This window comes from Streptomyces sp. NBC_01351, assembly GCF_036237315.1.
Classification (GTDB): domain Bacteria; phylum Actinomycetota; class Actinomycetes; order Streptomycetales; family Streptomycetaceae; genus Streptomyces.
Genome location: NZ_CP108356.1, coordinates 3,341,694 through 3,358,345, shown reverse-complemented (window position 1 = coordinate 3,358,345; position 16,652 = coordinate 3,341,694). Strand labels below are relative to the sequence as shown.

At 73.0% G+C, this 16,652-nt stretch carries 8 protein-coding genes; 7 read left to right on the top strand and 1 reads right to left on the bottom strand.

Annotated elements, in window-relative coordinates; all coding sequences use genetic code 11:
* Positions 1 to 109 precede the first annotated feature (109 nt).
* Positions 110 to 1,339 (bottom strand): nucleotide sugar dehydrogenase, encoded by a 1,230-nt coding sequence (locus OG625_RS15045; RefSeq protein ID WP_329380517.1) that lies wholly within the window; start codon positions 1,337 to 1,339, stop codon positions 110 to 112.
* Positions 1,340 to 1,597: 258 nt separating this feature from the next.
* Here OG625_RS15045 and OG625_RS15040 point away from each other — a divergent pair, with 258 nt between their 5' ends.
* From OG625_RS15040 to OG625_RS15010, 7 genes are all read left to right on the top strand, one after another.
* Positions 1,598 to 3,304, top strand: a complete 1,707-nt coding sequence (locus tag OG625_RS15040; protein WP_329380514.1) for a glycerol-3-phosphate dehydrogenase/oxidase — start codon at positions 1,598 to 1,600, stop codon at positions 3,302 to 3,304.
* Positions 3,305 to 4,128: 824 nt separating this feature from the next.
* Entirely contained in the window at positions 4,129 to 6,072 is a 1,944-nt protein-coding gene (locus OG625_RS15035; protein WP_329390690.1) for a serine/threonine-protein kinase, read from the top strand.
* Positions 6,073 to 6,150: 78 nt separating this feature from the next.
* The gene (locus OG625_RS15030; protein WP_329380512.1) at positions 6,151 to 9,315 is read left to right on the top strand and encodes a serine/threonine protein kinase; all 3,165 of its coding nucleotides are present in this window, start codon (positions 6,151 to 6,153) and stop codon (positions 9,313 to 9,315) included.
* Positions 9,316 to 9,443: 128 nt separating this feature from the next.
* Complete coding sequence (locus OG625_RS15025; RefSeq protein WP_329380509.1) at positions 9,444 to 11,078, top strand: serine/threonine-protein kinase; 1,635 nt, start codon at positions 9,444 to 9,446, stop codon at positions 11,076 to 11,078.
* Positions 11,079 to 11,221: 143 nt separating this feature from the next.
* Positions 11,222 to 12,853: a succinic semialdehyde dehydrogenase gene (locus OG625_RS15020; RefSeq protein WP_329380507.1), complete on the top strand. Its 1,632-nt coding sequence runs from the start codon at positions 11,222 to 11,224 to the stop codon at positions 12,851 to 12,853.
* Between the two features lie 12 nt (positions 12,854 to 12,865).
* A complete protein-coding gene (locus OG625_RS15015) occupies positions 12,866 to 14,668 on the top strand; it encodes a GMC family oxidoreductase (RefSeq protein WP_329380504.1) in 1,803 nt (600 codons plus the stop codon).
* A 197-nt stretch (positions 14,669 to 14,865) separates the two neighbouring features.
* Positions 14,866 to 16,524, top strand: a complete 1,659-nt coding sequence (locus tag OG625_RS15010) for an LPXTG cell wall anchor domain-containing protein (RefSeq protein WP_329380501.1) — start codon at positions 14,866 to 14,868, stop codon at positions 16,522 to 16,524.
* Positions 16,525 to 16,652: the final 128 nt, after the last annotated feature.

Below are 16,652 nucleotides of genomic sequence, written 5' to 3'. Positions count from 1 at the left end.
AGGGAATCGTGGGCACACGTGTCCTGGGGGACGTATGTGCGAGATAAGGAAGTGACGCCGCAGGCTAGCAGCCGCCCATGACATCCGTGAGGGGGAATTTCCCGCGGGGTCACAGCCGGTGCGCTGCGCCCGCCGGGCTGGCGCCGCGGGTGTCCAGCAGCAACTGGGCCTTCACCGCGAGTCCTTGCAGGTCGTACGTGCGGTGGTGCTGGAGCAGGATCGTCAGGTCGGCGTTGGCGGCGGCCTCGTACAACGATTCGGCCCGGGGGACCGGCTGGTCGCGCACCCGCCAGCCCGCGATGTACGGGTCGTGGTAGCTGATCAGCGCGCCGAGATCGAGGAGGCGGCTGGCGATCTCGCGGGCCGGGGAGCCCTCCTGGTCGGCGAGGTCGGGCTTGTAGGTGACGCCCAGGAGGAGGACGCGGGCGCCGCGCGCGGACTTGCCGTGCTCGTTCAGCAGGGTGGCGGAGCGCTGGATGACGTACTGCGGCATCCGGTTGTTGATCTCCTGCGCCAGGCCGATCATGCGCAGGGGGTGGCCGGGGGTGCGGGTGGTGTGGGGGAGGTAGTTGGGGTCGAGGGGGACGCCGTGGCCGCCGACGCCGGGGCCGGGGCGGAACGCCTGGAACCCGTACGGCTTGGTCTCGGCGCAGCGGATGACGTCCCACAGGTCGACGCCGAGGTCGTGGCAGAGCACCGCCATCTCGTTCATGAGGGCGATGTTGACGTGCCGGTAGTTCGTTTCGAGGAGCTGGACGGTTTCCGCCTCGCGCAGGCCGCGGGCGCGGACCACCTTCTCGGTGAGGCGGGCGTAGAAGGCGTGCGCGGACTCGGTACAGGCGGGGGTGAGGCCGCCGATCACCTTCGGGGTGTTGGAGATGCCGTGGGTGCGGTTGCCGGGGTCGAGCCGGCTGGGGGAGTAGGCCAGGTGGAAGTCCCGGCCGGCGCGTAGTCCGGAGCCCTCTTCGAGGATCGGGCGCAGATAGCCCTCGGTGACGCCCGGGTGGGCGGCCGATTCGAGGATCACTGTGGTGTGCGGGCGCAGCCGGGCGGCGAGCGCGCGGCCGGCCTCGCCCACGGCGGAGAGGTCGAGGGCGCGGTCGGCGCCGAGCTGGGTGGGGGCGCAGATGACGGCGGTGCGGACCCGGCCGAGCTCGGCGGGGTTGGTGGTGACCCGGAAGCCCGCCGCCGACATGCGGCGGATCTCTGCGGCGGTGAGGGTGGAGTCCGTGGCCGGACCGCTGTCGTAGCCGACCGTCTCGATTCCGGCGGCGACGGCCGCCTGGGCGAGGGGGAGGCCGAGATGGCCGAGTCCGATGACGGCGAGGTCTGCGGGCATGGGGGGTGCCGTCCCTTCCCTGACACGAGGGGGATGCGCGCGCAAGCCCTGTGGACGGGAAGGCCACGCAGGGAGCTGGCGCAATGTCAGACTAGGCGTATATATGACAGATATGTTGCATTCTGGGGTGAAGGTCGCCGTTGTGTTGTCCACAGGCGGTGGCTGATGTGGGTGCGGCCGGTCAGAATCGTGACAACGGGGACGTGAGCGGGATCACCCGCACGACGCGGGGAACACCCGCACCAACGGGAGGCAGCCGTGAGGACAGCGACACTGGGGCCGGCGCAGCGCGCCGAGGCCCTCGCTCAAATGGCCGAACGGGAGCTGGACGTCCTGGTCGTGGGCGCGGGCGTGGTCGGCGCGGGCACTGCGCTCGACGCCGTGACCCGGGGCCTGTCGACCGGCCTGGTGGAGGCGCGCGACTGGGCCTCCGGCACCTCCAGCAGATCCAGCAAGCTGATCCACGGTGGCCTGCGGTACCTGGAGATGCTCGACTTCGCCCTCGTGCGGGAAGCGCTGAAGGAGCGCGGCCTGCTGCTCGGGCGGCTCGCCCCGCACCTGGTGAAGCCCGTGCCCTTCCTGTACCCCTTGCAGCACAAGGGGTGGGAGCGGTTCTACGCGGGCTCGGGCGTCGCGCTCTATGACGCCATGTCCGTCTCCAGCGGCCACGGTCGGGGCCTGCCCCTGCACCGGCACCTCTCGCGCAAGAGGGCCCTGCGGGTGGCGCCGGCGCTGCGCAAGGACGCGCTGGTGGGCGCCCTGCAGTACTACGACGCCCAGATGGACGACGCGCGGTACGTCGCCACGCTGGTGCGCACGGCCGCGGCGTACGGGGCGCACTGCGCGAACCGGGCGAGAGTGGTCGGCTTTCTGCGCGAGGGCGAACGGGTGGTCGGCGCGCGGGTCCGGGACGTCGAGGGCGGGGGCGAGTACGAGATCCGCGCGAAGCAGATCGTGAACGCGACGGGGGTGTGGACGGACGACACCCAGGCGCTGATCGGGGAGCGCGGGCAGTTCCACGTACGGGCCTCCAAGGGCATCCACCTGGTCGTGCCGAAGGACCGCATCCATTCCAGCACCGGTCTGATCCTGCGGACCGAGAAGTCGGTGCTGTTCGTCATCCCGTGGGGCCGCCACTGGATCATCGGGACCACGGACACCGACTGGGACCTGGACAAGGCGCACCCGGCGGCGTCGAGCGCGGACATCGACTACCTGCTGGAACACGTCAACTCGGTACTGGCGGTGCCGCTCACGCGTGACGACGTCCAGGGCGTGTACGCGGGGCTGCGGCCGCTGCTGGCCGGGGAGTCGGACGCGACGAGCAAGCTCTCGCGCGAGCACACGGTGGCGCACCCGGTGCCGGGGCTGGTGGTGGTCGCGGGCGGCAAGTACACGACGTACCGGGTCATGGCCAAGGACGCAGTCGACGAGGCGGTGCACGGGCTGGACCAGCGGGTCGCGGAATGCGTGACGGAGGACGTGCCGCTGGTGGGAGCGGAGGGGTACCACGCGCTGTGGAACGCGCGGGCGCGGATCTCCGCCCGGGCGGGACTCCATGTGGTGCGGGTCGAGCACCTGTTGAACCGGTTCGGGTCGCTGACGGAGGAACTGCTCGACCTGATCGCCGCCGACCCGGGGCTGGCGGAGCCGGTGGGCGGGGCGGAGGACTACCTGCGGGCGGAGATCGTGTACGCGGCCTCGCACGAGGGGGCGCGGCACCTGGACGACGTACTGACGCGGCGGACACGGATCTCGATCGAGACCTTCGACCGGGGGACGCGATCGGCGCGGGAGTGCGCGGAGTTGATGGCGCCGGTGCTCGGGTGGGACGAGCAGCAGATCGAGAAGGAAGTGGAGCACTACGAGAAGCGGGTCCAGGCGGAGCGGGAGTCGCAGCGCCAGCCGGACGACCAGACGGCGGACGCGGCGAGGCTCGGGGCGCCCGACATCGTTCCGTTGTAACTCCGCGATGCGGAAGGGGGAACCGCGGACCCGGGGCGCCCGTCCGTTGCGGAGTGAGGAAGAATGAGGTTTCTGCCGGGGCGGGTTACCGCGGACCCCGGCAGCTGCCGGGGCAGTCGGGGCAGGCTGCAGGAACGCAGAGGGGACGCATGTCGAAGCCGGAGCACACCAAGTCGCCTACCGGGTCGCCTGCCGGGTCGCCTGCGGCGGGCTCGGAGGGTGGGAGCTCGCCCGAGGTGAGGGCCGATGCTGCGGCTGGGCTTCCCGAGGGCACGGAACCCAGGGCCGCAGGGCCTGAGGCTGCGCCTGCGGCGGAACCTGAGGACGTGAAGCCCGTGGCTGCGCCGAGCCTGAGCAAGGCCACGCCTGCGGCGAAGGCCGAGGCCGGGCCGGTTGCTGAGCCCGGGGCTGCGGAGCCCCAGGACGCGAAGCCTGGTGACGGGGTGAAGGCTGCGACTGCGCCGAGCCTGGGCAAGGCTGCGCCTGCGGCCGGACGTGCGGCGGAGCCTGAGGACGCGAAGCCTGTGGCTGCGCCGAGTTTGGGTAAGCCTGCGTCTGCGGGCGGGCCTGCGGCGGAGCCTGAGGACGCGAAGCCTGTGGCTGCGCCGAGTCTGAGCAAGGCCGCGCCGGCGACGGAGGTCGAGGTTGGGCCGGGTGCTGCGCCTGCCGGGGCTGCGGAGCCTGAGGATGCGAAGCCTGGTGACGGGGTGAAGGCTGCGCCGAGCCTGGGTAAGGCTGCGTCTGCGGGCGGGCGTGCGGCGGTGCCCGAGGATGCGAAGCCGGTGGCGGCTGCGGTCAATCCCGTTGTCGAGAAGGCCGATGCCATGGCGGCGGCCGTCAAGGCTGCGGCGGCCAAGGCGGCCGGGACCGGGGAGGACGAAGGGCGGCTGCTGGCCGGGCGGTACCGGCTCGGCGCCGTGCTCGGCAAGGGCGGGATGGGTACCGTCTGGCGGGCCCAGGACGAGACCCTGGGCCGGACCGTCGCCGTCAAGGAACTCCGCTTCAGCACCGGCGTTGATGAGGACGAGAAGCGACGGCTCATCACCCGAACCCTCCGCGAGGCCAAGGCCATTGCCCGGATCCGGAGCGGCGGTGCCGTCACCGTCTTCGACGTCGTCGACGAAGACGGCCGGCCGTGGATCGTCATGGAGCTCATCGAAGGGCCCTCGCTCGCCGAGTTCGTACGGGAGAACGGCCCGCTGACCCCCCGCCGCGCAGCCGAGGTCGGCCTCGCGGTGCTCGACGTGCTCCGCGCCGCCCACGGGCAGGGGATCCTGCACCGGGACGTCAAGCCGTCCAACGTGCTCATCGCCGCCAGCGGCCGGGTCGTCCTGACCGACTTCGGCATCGCGCAGGTGGAGGGCGACCCCTCCGTCACCTCCACCGGCATGCTCGTCGGCGCCCCCTCCTACATCTCCCCCGAGCGTGCCCGCGGCCAGAAGCCAGGCCCGCCCGCCGACATGTGGTCGCTCGGCGGTCTGCTGTACGCCTCCGTCGAGGGCGTGCCCCCGTACGACAAGGGCTCCGCGCTCGCCACCCTCACGGCCGTGATGACCGAGCCGGTGGACCCGCCCAAGAACGCGGGCCCGTTGGCCGAGGTCATCTACGGCCTGCTGGCCAAGGACCCCGCGCGGCGCCTCGACGACGACCGCGCGCGGGCCATGCTCACCGCCGTCGTGAACGCGCCCGAGCCCGTGGCGCCGCCGGTCGTGCCCCCGAACGCGGAGGAGACCCGGCAGATATCGCTGGCCGACGCCAAGGAGGCCGCGGACAAGGCCGCCGCCGAGAAGGCGGAGAAGGCGGCCGAGAAGGCGGCGAAGAAGGAGCGCGAGCGGCGGGAGCGCGAGCAGCGCGAACGCGCCCGTGCCGCTCTGAAGTCGGCCCGCAAGGAAGCGGCGGCGACCGCCGCGGCCGCGGCCGTGGCGACCGCCTCGGCGGCCGAACCGCCGGCCTCGACCAAGCCCGCGCCCGTGGCCGCTCCGCTCACCGACGTGCTGCCGCGCCGCACGATGCTGCTGGCGGCGGCCGCCGTGCTGGTGGTGCTGGCGGCGATCGGTTCGCTGATCGCCTATGCGGTCGGCGGCGACGACAAGGACTCCAAGCAGCAGGGCAAGAACGGCGGCAAGGCCACCCCGGCCGTGTCCGCCAGCCCGACTCCGGGTGCGGGCGGGAACGGGAACGGGAACAACACCCCGCAGAACGCCTCGCCGAGCACGCCCCAGAACTCGGCGCCCGCCTCCCCGAAGGCCGGCGATCCCGGCACCACCAGCCAGGGGCAGGGCGCCGCGCCCGGCGGCTCGGGCAGCGGACTCCCGGCGGGCTACGCCATGCTGTCGGACCCGGGCTTCCACTTCTCCATGGCCATGCCCGAGGGCTTCCACCTGACGGGCATAGCGGGCAAGAAGTCCGGCGGCATATACAGCCGTGACGGCGGCTTCCCGCGGATCCAGGTCGACTACAACAACAGCCCCGGCGACGACGCGCGCAAGGCCTGGATGGAGCTGGCCCCGAGCGTGGCAGGCAGCAGCAGGGGCTACAACCTGATCTCGATCGGCACGGTCGCCTACCGGAACTACCCGACCGTCGCGGACTGGGAGTTCGAGCGGGAGCAGGACGGGATCAAGGTCCGTGTGCTCAACCGCGGGTTCAAGCTGGACGCGACGCACGGCTACGCCATCATGATCAGCTGCGCGGCCGACCAGTGGGACGGCCCGGAGTGCACGCAGATGCGCAACACGGCGTTCGAGACGTTCCAGCCGCTCGGCTGACCCCGGGACGCGGGCGGCCCCGGCGACGTATCGTGTCAGCGGGGCCACGGGGGACCCGGCGCACTCGGGGGAGGCGATGTGGAGGAGTACGCGGGCCGGATCCTGGCCCACCGGTACCGCCTGCCGCTGCCGCCGCCGGACTACGCCGAGTACGAACTCGTCGAGACCCGCGCCTTTGACACGCGCAGCGGGCAGGAAGTCCTCGTACGGCAGGTGCCGTTGCCGGAGGTCGTGGACGCCGAGCTGATGGACGGGCCCGCGCCGGAGAGCGTCCCGGCGGGGGACCTGCCGGCGGTGCGGCGCGCGATCGCGGCGGCGCAGGCGGCCGCCGCGATTCCGGACCATCCCCGGCTGGACCAGGTCTTCGACGTGTTCGCGGAGGACGGGTCGCTGTGGATAGTGAGCGAACTGGTCCCGGCCAGGCCGCTGGCCGCGCTGATCGCCGATGAACCGCTGAGCCCGTACCGGGCGGCGGAGGTGGCGTCGGACGTACTGACCGCGCTGCGGGTGCTGCACGCGCACGGGTGGACGCACCGGAACATCACCGTCCGGACGGTCCTGGTGTGCGACGACGGCCGCGTGGTCCTGACGGGCCTGGCCGCGGGCGCGGCGGAGGAGGCGCTGTGCGGGTACGACCCCGTACCGGCCGATGCCGGGGCCGCCGGCGGTGAACCGGGTGCGGGTGTCTCCGGCGGGGGTGCGTGGGGCGAGGCGTCCCCGGCCGGGGCCTTCGGCGGTGAACCAGGGCCCGGTGGCTCCGGCGTGGCGGGCCTGGGACCCGGGCCGGTTGCCCCGGGCGGTGGTGCGGGTGCCGTGGAGCAGCGTGGTGACGCGTGGGGCAGCGCCCCTGGCGGTACCTCCGGCGGCGGTGCGGTGGGTCAGGGGTACGGAGTTGGGCCCGGGGTGAGCCCCGGTGCAGAGGCCTCCGCTGCGCAGGCGCGGTACGCACCTCTGGTGGCTCCCGGGTACGACACCGGGCCGCGGTACTCCGATCACATCACCCCGGGGCGTTCGGAAGAGCGGCCCGACCTCGAGGCCGCGGCGCGGGCCGGGGCCATCGCCGCGTACCGGGCCGGATCGCGGGCGGCCGCCGCCCGGGTCACCGAGCAGCGCAGGGCGCAGGTGGAGGCCGAGGGCTCCGGTAACGCGTCGCAGCCGGAGCCGAGGCCCGAGGGGTCGAACCTCCCGCAGGGGTACTCGTACCCGTACGGCGGCCCGCAGACCGCCGCGCCCTGGCACGGCGCCACGCCCCGCCGCCAGGCCCTCCCCCCGGCCGGAACACCGCAGCCCGAACCACAACCCGCCCCGGCACCGGCGGCCGACCCGGCACGCTCGGGGCTGCCCGCGCAGCCGGGCCCGCAGGCGCGGCAGTCCGAGTGGGCGCAGTCCGACCCGGCGCGGCCGGGGCCGCAGTCCGGGGCCGGGCAGGGCGCGCAGGCTTGGCCGCAGGCGGAGCATTCCGAGTGGGCGCAGGCCGATCCGGCGCGGCCGGGGCCGCAGCTGGAGCAGGCTGGGTGGGCGCAGGCCGATCCGGCACAGGTCGATCCGGCGGGGTCCGGGCTGCCCGCGCAGCTTGGCGGGGCGTCGGCGGAGCAGTCCGGGTGGCAGCAGGCCGATCCGGCTCGGGGCGGGTTGCCCGCGCGGCTTGCCCTGCCGCAGGGGTACCGGCAGGCCGAAGTCCCCGGCTCGGTGCAGCCGCAGGGGAACGGACCCGCCGAGGGGGAGGGCGGCCGGGTGTACCCCGGCGCGCCGCAGGCGTCCGGTCCGGGCGGTGCCGGGTACGGCGGGGCGCGGGCCGGGGGCGGCAGTGGCAGTGGCAGTGGGGCACCCGTGGCGCAGGCGTCCGGTGCGGGCGGTGCTGGGTACGGCGGGGCGCGGTCCCGTGGCAGCGACGGCAGTGGCAGTGGCAGCGGGGTGTCCGGGGCGCAGGCCGGTGCGGGTGGGTACGGGTACGGCCGGCCGCAGGCCGAACCGCTGGGGCAGAACCAGCCGCAGTCGCAGAACCAGCCGCTGTCGCAGTCGTACGGCGGTGGTGCCTGGGGTGGGCCCCGGAGCGGGTTGGACGCCGAACGGGCGCGGCAGACGCGGATGGCCGTCGTCGGGGCCGTCACCGAGCGGTGGGCTCCCGAGCAGGCCCGCAGCGTGTCCGGCCCCTGGCAGCTGGCGGCTCCCGTCGGGCCCGCCACCGACCTCTGGGCACTCGGCGCGCTGCTGTTCCGCGCCGTGCAGGGGCACGCCCCGTACCCGGAGGACAGCGCGGCCGAGCTCGTCGAGCTGGTCTGCGCCGAGCCCCCCGCCTTCGCGGAGGAGTGCGGCGCGCTGCGTCCGATCGTGGAGTCCCTGCTGCGCCAGGACCCCACCGAGCGCCCCGACTTCGAGGAGCTGCGCGGCTGGCTGCGCTCGCTCGTACGGTCCGCTCCCGAGCCGGACGCCGGATTCGCCATGCTCCCGATGGCGGAGCCGGATCCGGCGCGCCTGCCCGTCGTACGGCGCCGCGGCGAACTGCACGGTCGGCACCGCAACCCCGCCGCCCCCCGCAAGGCCCGCACGCCCCGCTCCCTCGGCCGGACCCTGCTCCTCGGCATCCTCGTGCTGCTCGCCGGGGCCGTGGCCTACGCGGTGCTGTTCATGCCCCGGGCGGACGAAACCGGTTCGCAGGGGCAGCCCGGCACCGCGCCGACATCCCCGAAGGAGAGCAAGAGCCAGGGTCCCTCCCAGGTGCCCACCGGGACCCCCGAGTCCAAGCCCGCGCCCCAGACGACCGCGACCACGCCCGCCCCGCAGGCGACGGCCCCGCCCGGCTACACCGTCCAGCAGGACCCCGAGCACTTCGAGATCGCCGTCCCCGAGGGCTGGGAGCGCCGGAGCGTGAACGAGGCCGGCCAGGTGCGGTACGTCAGCGGGCAGTTCGTGCTGACCGTCGTCCCCGGCCGGGACAAGGTCGAGGGCAATCCCGACCCGGCGGCGTACCAGAAGGACAAGGAGCAGGAGCTGACCCCGTACCGCACCTCCACCTGGTCCTCCGTCGGCGACGTGAAGACCACCAAGGTCGGCCAGCAGCTCCGTGCCACCGGCCGCTACACGTGGATCGACGGCACGGGCCGGAACGTCTTCGCCCGCAACTTCGTCGTCGCCCTCGCGGGCAGCTACCACGTCGTCATGGTCACGGGACCGGAGGACGAACAGGGCAAGGTCACCGAGGTCTTCGAGAAGGCCACGGCGAGTTACAAGTCCGGTGGGTGAGACCGTGCTGACGATGGATCAGTACGGCGATTGCGTCACAGTGCTGCCATTCGGGCCCCGCGCGGTTCCGGCAGCGCCCGTGGGCTCCGTAATCTGGCGGCCTGAAGTGTGGAGAGCGGCGGGGTTTCGTGGAACAGCAGACAGGTGGGGGCGCCGTGCTGGCGGGCCGGTACCGGCTCGTCGAGCCGATCGGCCGGGGCGGCATGGGCAAGGTGTGGCGCGCGCATGACGAGCTGCTCCACAGGACCGTCGCCGTCAAGGAACTGACAGCGGGTCTGTACGTCGCCCAGGCCGACCGGGACGTCATGCACGCCCGGACGCAGAAGGAGGCCCGGGCTGCGGCCCGGATCCAGCATCCGGCGGTCGTCACCGTCCACGACGTACTGGAGCACGACGACCGGCCGTGGATCGTCATGGAGTACATCGACGGCCCCTCCCTCGCTGACGCGGCCAAGGCGGCCGGCCGGATCGAGCCCCGCGAGGCGGCCCGGATCGGCCTGCACGTGCTGGGCGCGCTGCGCGCCGCGCACGCGGTCGGCGTACTGCACCGGGACGTGAAGCCGGGCAACGTGCTGCTGGCCAAGGACGGCCGGGTGCTGCTCACGGACTTCGGGATCGCCGCGATCGAGGGCGACTCCTCCATCACGCGCACCGGCGAGATCGTCGGCTCCATCGACTACCTGGCCCCCGAGCGGGTCACCGGCGGGACCCCCGGCACGGCCTCCGACCTGTGGTCGCTCGGCGCCACCCTCTACACGGCGGTCGAGGCACGTTCGCCGTTCCGCCGTACGTCGCCCATCTCCAGCCTCCAGGCCGTGGTCAACGACGAGCCGCCCGCGCTGCGCCAGGCCGGGGCCCTCGGACCGGTCATCACGGCCCTGCTGCGGAAGGATCCGGCGGACCGGCCCTCGGCCGTGCAGGCCGAGCGGATGCTGCTGGAGGCGATGGAGGGCCGGGAGCCGAAGGCGGCGCAGGCGTACGTACCCACGCGCGCGGTGACCGCGGAGGAGCTCGCCCCGGCCCAGGACCGGGCCGAAGAGCCGGCCGCACCCGCGGAGGCGGCGCAGACGGCCGCGATGGCGGAACAGGCGGCCCCCGCCCCCGCTCCCGACGGCTCGGCGAGCGGCTGGATCAGGCGCGCCGCGGCCATCGCCCTGGTGGCGGCGCTGCTCGGCGGCGGAGGCGTCTTCGGGGTGCTCAAGTACACCGGCGACTCCCGGAAGGACGGCGGCTCGGACAGGAGCGCGAGCGCCCCCGACGGGCAGAAGTCGCCCGAGGACTCGAAGTCGCAGCGGAGCGTCGATGTCCCGCCCGGCTGGACCAAGGTCACCGACCGCACCGGCTTCACCCTGTTCGTCCCGGAAGGCTGGACGCGCCAGGAGAACGGCGACCAGATCGACTACACCCCGGACAACGGGAAGCACTTGATCCGGATCGCCGCCGACCCCACCCCGGACTACCAGGACCCGTACGCGCACCTGCTCGACCTGGAGAAGCAGGTGCGGAAGCGGACGGACTACGAGAAGCAGTGGCTGTACCAGAACACCTTCCGTGGCACGACCCGCGGCGCGCTCTGGGACTTCACCTGGACGGAGAAGGCGAACCACCCCGGCCCGCGCCGGGCGATCGAGCAGATGTACATCGCGCCGGACAACACCGAGTACGCGATCTTCATGTCGAGTCCCGTCGCGGACTGGAGCACGACCCGGCAGCAGTTCGACATCGTGCTCAGCGGCTGGGCGCCGCCCGGCGGGGCGTCCTGATCCTTTCCGGCTGATTCCGTCATCCCGCTTCCAGGCCGATTCCGTCATCCCGCGCCGAATCCGCCAGCAATCACTGGCGGAAATGGCAAAATCCGGTTACCCACGGGTACCCAAAGGCCCGCAGGCGCAATACGCTCACCGCCATGACGGACTCGCAGGCCCCCGCCGCCCCCCTCCGCACCGCCCCGCAGCCCACCAACCCGGTAGCCCCCGCCCCGGCCGGCGCCCGGACCGCCGCCGACGTGGTCACCCCCGACCTGGTCGCCCGGCTGACCCGCGGAGTGATCGGCTCCGGCCGCACCGCCAATCACACCCCCTTCACCGGGGACCGGCTGGCGGAGCTCCCCGAGGCCACCCCCGAGGACGTGGCCACGGCCTTCGAGCGGGCGCGTGCCGCCCAGCCCGCCTGGGCCGCGGTCCCCGTGCGCAAGCGGGCCGCGGTGCTGCTGCGCTTCCACGACCTGGTCCTCGCCCGGCAGGCCGAGGTCCTGGACCTCATCCAGCTGGAGACAGGCAAGGCCCGTCTGCACGCCCACGAGGAGGTCCAGGCGGTCGCCGTCGCCGCCCGCCACTACGGCCGCAAGGCCCCCTCGTACCTGCGCCCCAAGGGCCACACGGGCGCCATGCCCACCCTCACCAAGGTCACCGAGCTGCGCCAGCCGCGCGGGGTCGTCGGTCAGATCGCCCCCTGGAACTACCCCCTCGAACTGTCGGTCGGCGACGCGCTGCCCGCCTTCGTCTCCGGCAACGCGCTCGTCATGAAGCCCGACACCGAGACCGCGCTGACCGCCCTGTGGGCCCGTGACCTGCTGATCGAGGCCGGGCTGCCGCCCGAGGTCTTCCAGATCGTCCTCGGCGAGGGGCCCGTCGTCGGCCCCGAGGTGGTCAGGCACGCCGACTACGTCTCCTTCACGGGCTCCACCCGTACCGGCCGCGAGGTCGCCCGGGGCGCGGCCGACCGCCTCGTCGGGGTCTCCCTCGAACTCGGCGGCAAGAACGCCATGCTTGTCCTGCACGACGCCGACATCGAGAAGGCCGCCGCGGGCGCCGTCCGCGCCTGCTTCTCCTCCGCCGGCCAGCTGTGCATCTCCATCGAGCGGCTCTACGTCCACGCCTCGATCGCCGACGCCTTCGTCGAACGGTTCGCCGCCCGTACGAAGGCCATGCGGCTGGGCGCCTCCCTCGCGTACGGCGCCGACATGGGCTCCCTGGTCGGCGAGCGCCAGCTGGAGACCGTACAGCGGCACGTGGACGAGGCCGTCGCCAAGGGCGCCACCCTCGTCGCCGGCGGCACCGCCCGCCCCGACATCGGCCCGCTCTTCTACGAGCCCACCATCCTCGACGGCGTCGAGGCGCCCATGGCGGTCTGCGGCGAGGAGACCTTCGGCCCGGTCGTCTCGATCTACCGCTTCACCGACGAGGACGCGGCCATCGCGGAGGCCAACGCCACCGCCTACGGCCTCAACTCCAGCGTCTGGACCAAGGACTCCCGCCGCGGCCACGCCGTCGCCGCCCGCCTGCGCACCGGCACCGTCAACATCAACGAGGGCTACGCCCCCGCCTACGGCAGCGCGCAGGCGCCCATGGGCGGAATGAAGGACTCCGGCCTCGGCCGCCGCCACGGCTCCGAGGGCATCCTCAAGTACACCGAGGCCCAGACCGTCGCCCACCAGCGACTGCTGCCGATGGCGCCCTCGCTGGGCATGGACGACGAGAAGTACGCGGCGTTCATGACCCGCAGCCTCAAGGTCATGAAGGCCCTCCGACTCCGCTAAAGGGGCAGCACCGTGTCTGAGTCTGAGTCGTACGACTACGACGTCATCGTCATCGGATCGGGCTTCGGGGGGTCGGTCTCGGCACTGCGCCTCACCGAGAAGGGGTACCGCGTCGGCGTCCTGGAGGCAGGACGCCGCTTCACCCGCGAGAGCCTGCCGAAGAACAGCTGGGACCTGCGCAACTACCTGTGGGCCCCGGCCCTCGGCCTGTACGGGATCCAGCGCATCCACCTGCTCGGCAACGTGATGGTGCTCGCGGGCGCCGGCGTGGGCGGCGGCTCGCTCAACTACGCCAACACGCTCTACGTGCCGCCCACGGCCTTCTTCGAGGACCGCCAGTGGGCCTCCATCACCGACTGGCACGAGGAACTCAGTCCCTATTACGACCAGGCCAAGCGGATGCTGGGCGTGCGGCTCAACCCGACGATGACCCCCTCCGACGTCCACCTCAAGGCGGCCGCCGAGAAGATGGGCGTCGCCGACTCCTTCCACATGGCCCCGGTCGGCGTCTTCTTCGGAGACGGGGAGGATGGTGAAAGGGGCGCGGGGCAGCCGAAGGTCCGCCCCGGGGACGAGGTCGCCGACCCCTACTTCGGCGGCGCCGGCCCCGCCCGCAAGGCCTGCACCGAATGCGGCGAGTGCATGACCGGCTGCCGGCACGGCGCGAAGAACACCCTGAACGAGAACTACCTGCACCTCGCCGAGCGCGCCGGCGCCGTCATCCACCCGATGACCACGGTCACCGCGCTCTCCGACCACCCCGGCGGCGGCTACCGCGTCCGCACCGTCCCCACCGACCAGCGCCGCAGGCACGCCAAGGACCGGGTGAAGGTGCTGCGCGCCCGCTACGTGGTCGTCGCGGCGGGCACCTACGGCACGCAGACCCTGCTGCACACGATGAAGGACCGAGGCGAGCTCCCGCACCTCTCGAAGCGCCTCGGCGACCTGACCCGCACCAACTCGGAGGGCCTGGTCGGCGCGCAGACCGACGACCGCCGATACCGCAGGCGGCACGGGAAGGACACGCGCGCCGACTTCACCCGGGGCGTGGCCATCACCTCCTCCGTGCACCCCAACGCCGACACGCACATCGAGCCCGTCCGCTACGGCAAGGGCTCCAACGCCATGGGGTTCATGACCGTCCTCCAGGTCCCCTACGGCCCGCACCGGGTCCGCTCCTGGTTCGCCCGTACCGCCAGGCACCCCGTGCAGCTGCTGCGTTCGCTCTCCAACCGGCGCTGGTCGGAGCGGACCATCATCGGCCTGGTCATGCAGTCGCTGGACAACTCCCTGACCACCTACCGCAAGCCCGGCGGCATAGGGAAGGGCCTGCTCACCGCCCGCCAGGGCCACGGCGCCCCGAACCCGGTGCAGATCGCGGAGGCCACGCAGGCCGCGACCCTGCTCGCCGAGGAGATCAACGGCTTCGCCGGCAGCAATGTCGGCGAGCTGATGGGGACCCCGCTGACCGCGCACTTCCTGGGCGGCTGCCCGATCGGCGCCTCGCCGGAGGAGGGCGTGGTGGACCCGTACCACCGGCTCTACGGGCACCCGGGCATCTCGGTGGTGGACGGCGCGGCCGTCTCCGCGAACCTCGGGGTCAACCCCTCGCTGACGATCACGGCGCAGGCGGAGCGGGCGATGTCGTACTGGCCGAACAACGGCGAGCGGGACCCGCGCCCCGAACAGGGCGCGGCCTACGTACGCCTCGCAGCGGTGGAGCCGGCCCGCCCGGCGGTCCCGAAGGAGGCCTTCGGGGCGCTGCGGCTGCCGTTCCTGGGGATCCCGGAGGTCCCGCCGAAGCGCGGGGACTGACACCGCCGCCCCGACCGGGGCACCCGGACGATGCGCGGTCGGCACCGCACTCCCCCTCCGAGCGCGGTGCCGACGCGATACATGAGTGACAGGTGGTCAGGCCCGAAGGTTGTACCGGAACCCGACCTGCCGGACTGTGGCGTCCGTCACGTGGTCAAACGCGCAACCGGAGCCTTGCTCCGGGGGTCAAGGGGTGCATGAGAAAGCGCATCTCCCTGTTGGTGGCGGCCGGCCTGATGGCCGTGGGTCTGGCCGCCGCTCCCGCGAACGCGGCGGACCCCGTGTTCACCCTCGTCGGCCCGGCCCAGGTCGGGCTGCACCCCCACCCGGGGAGCGGAGAGGGCGAGAAGACCCGGGTGCTCTTCATGATCAACAATGAGACCGGGCAGCACTTCGACTCGGAGAGCACCTTCTCGCTCGACCTGAGCCCGCTCAAGGGTGTCGCCGACGTCGCCTTCGAGGACGGCGGGGGTGACTACTGCACGCTCACCGCGACCAGCCTGACGTGCAAGACGCGCAGGTTCCAGCCGGGAGTGTCGTCGTTCGTCCAGCTGGGGTTCAGCGCCGCCAAGGGCAGCAAGGTCGGCGCGACCGCCGATGTGACGATGACCGGCAAGGCCGAGGGCGCCACCTTCAAGGCCGCCACCACCAAGATCAGGGTCGGCGGCCCCGACGTGGTGGTGCAGAAGGCCCCGCTCAACAAGAACATGAAGCCCGGTGCCACACAGCCGCTTCCGATCGTCTTCTCCAATGCGGGCACCGACCCCTCCCGGGGCGTGGTGCTGGAGCTGAACACCACGCACGGCATCGGCTTCGTGGAGAAGTACGACAACTGCCGCTACAGCGAGGGCGGCACCCCCGAATGGCCCTGGAACCTGAGCCCGAGCAAGGTGCTCTGCACCCTCGACGGCGAGTTCGAGCCGGGTGGGATCTACGAGATCACCGGAGCGCTGACGCTCAAGGCCGCCCCGCACGGCTTCGTCGACGGGCTGACCTACGCCGTGCACGCGGCCGGCGACGAGCCCAAGCCCGCGCAGAAGGCCACCACGCCCGCCACGGGCAAGACGCTGACGGTCGGGAAGCGCGAGGCCAAGGCCGCGCCGCGGTCGGCCGACCTTGACGTGTGGAACAACCGCCACGTGGTCGACGTGCTCGTGAAGAACACCGCCGACTTCGTGGCGGTCGGCGCCTCCCTCAAGGGCAAGGCGGGCGAGACGGTCACGGCCGAGCTCGGCCTGCGCAACGACGGCCCGGCATGGGTCGCGAACATCCGCCTCGACTCGGAAGCCACGTGGGCGGACATCGTGATCCCGGCCGGTGTGAAGGTCACCAAGGCGTCGGAGGAATGCCGCGGCGCCGCGGCGGACGGCTCGCGCCGCGACGGGCATCTGGGCGCGCCGCGCTACTTCTGCCTGATGCCGAAGCTCATCAGGGAGCAGGAGAAGGTCACCTACCCCTTCGACCTGGAGATCGAGGAAGTGGTGGCGGAGGCCACCGGCTCGGTCACGGTCGGCAAGCTGGCCGAGGGCGCGCGCGGCACGAACCCGCAGAAGTGGGACCCGAACCACGCGAACGACAAGGCCTCCGTCGTGATCAACGGGAAGGACGTCGTCCCCGCGCCGACCCCGACCCCGACCCCGGCCCCGTCGACCTCCACGGGCACCGGCACGGGCACCCCGGCCCCGGGCACCTCGGCCACCGCGCCGGCCGCGGGCAACAACGGCACCCCGAACGGTGGCCTGGCCTCCACCGGCAGCACCGCGGGCCCGATCGCGATCGGCGGCGCCGCACTCGTCGCCGCCGGTGGTGTGCTGTTCCTGGTGTTCCGCCGCCGCAGGGCCGCCGCGGGCGCGTGACCTCGTAGGCGATCCGGCGATCCGGCGGCGGCAAGACGGCCGAGAGCCGATGACGAGAACGGCCGGTCCGGGGCGTCCCCCGGGCCGGCCGTCTTTTCCGGGGTGACCGGGCTGCTGTCCCCTGCCGT

What these genes read in the sequence shown, in the direction of transcription:
- OG625_RS15045 (WP_329380517.1), bottom strand. Translation starts at nt 1,339, where the DNA reads ATGCCCGCAGACCTCGCCGTCATCGGACTCGGCCATCTCGGCCTCCCC.
- OG625_RS15035 (WP_329390690.1), top strand. Translation starts at nt 4,129, where the DNA reads ATGGCGGCGGCCGTCAAGGCTGCGGCGGCCAAGGCGGCCGGGACCGGG.
- OG625_RS15020 (WP_329380507.1), top strand. Translation starts at nt 11,222, where the DNA reads ATGACGGACTCGCAGGCCCCCGCCGCCCCCCTCCGCACCGCCCCGCAG.
- OG625_RS15010 (WP_329380501.1), top strand. Translation starts at nt 14,866, where the DNA reads ATGAGAAAGCGCATCTCCCTGTTGGTGGCGGCCGGCCTGATGGCCGTG.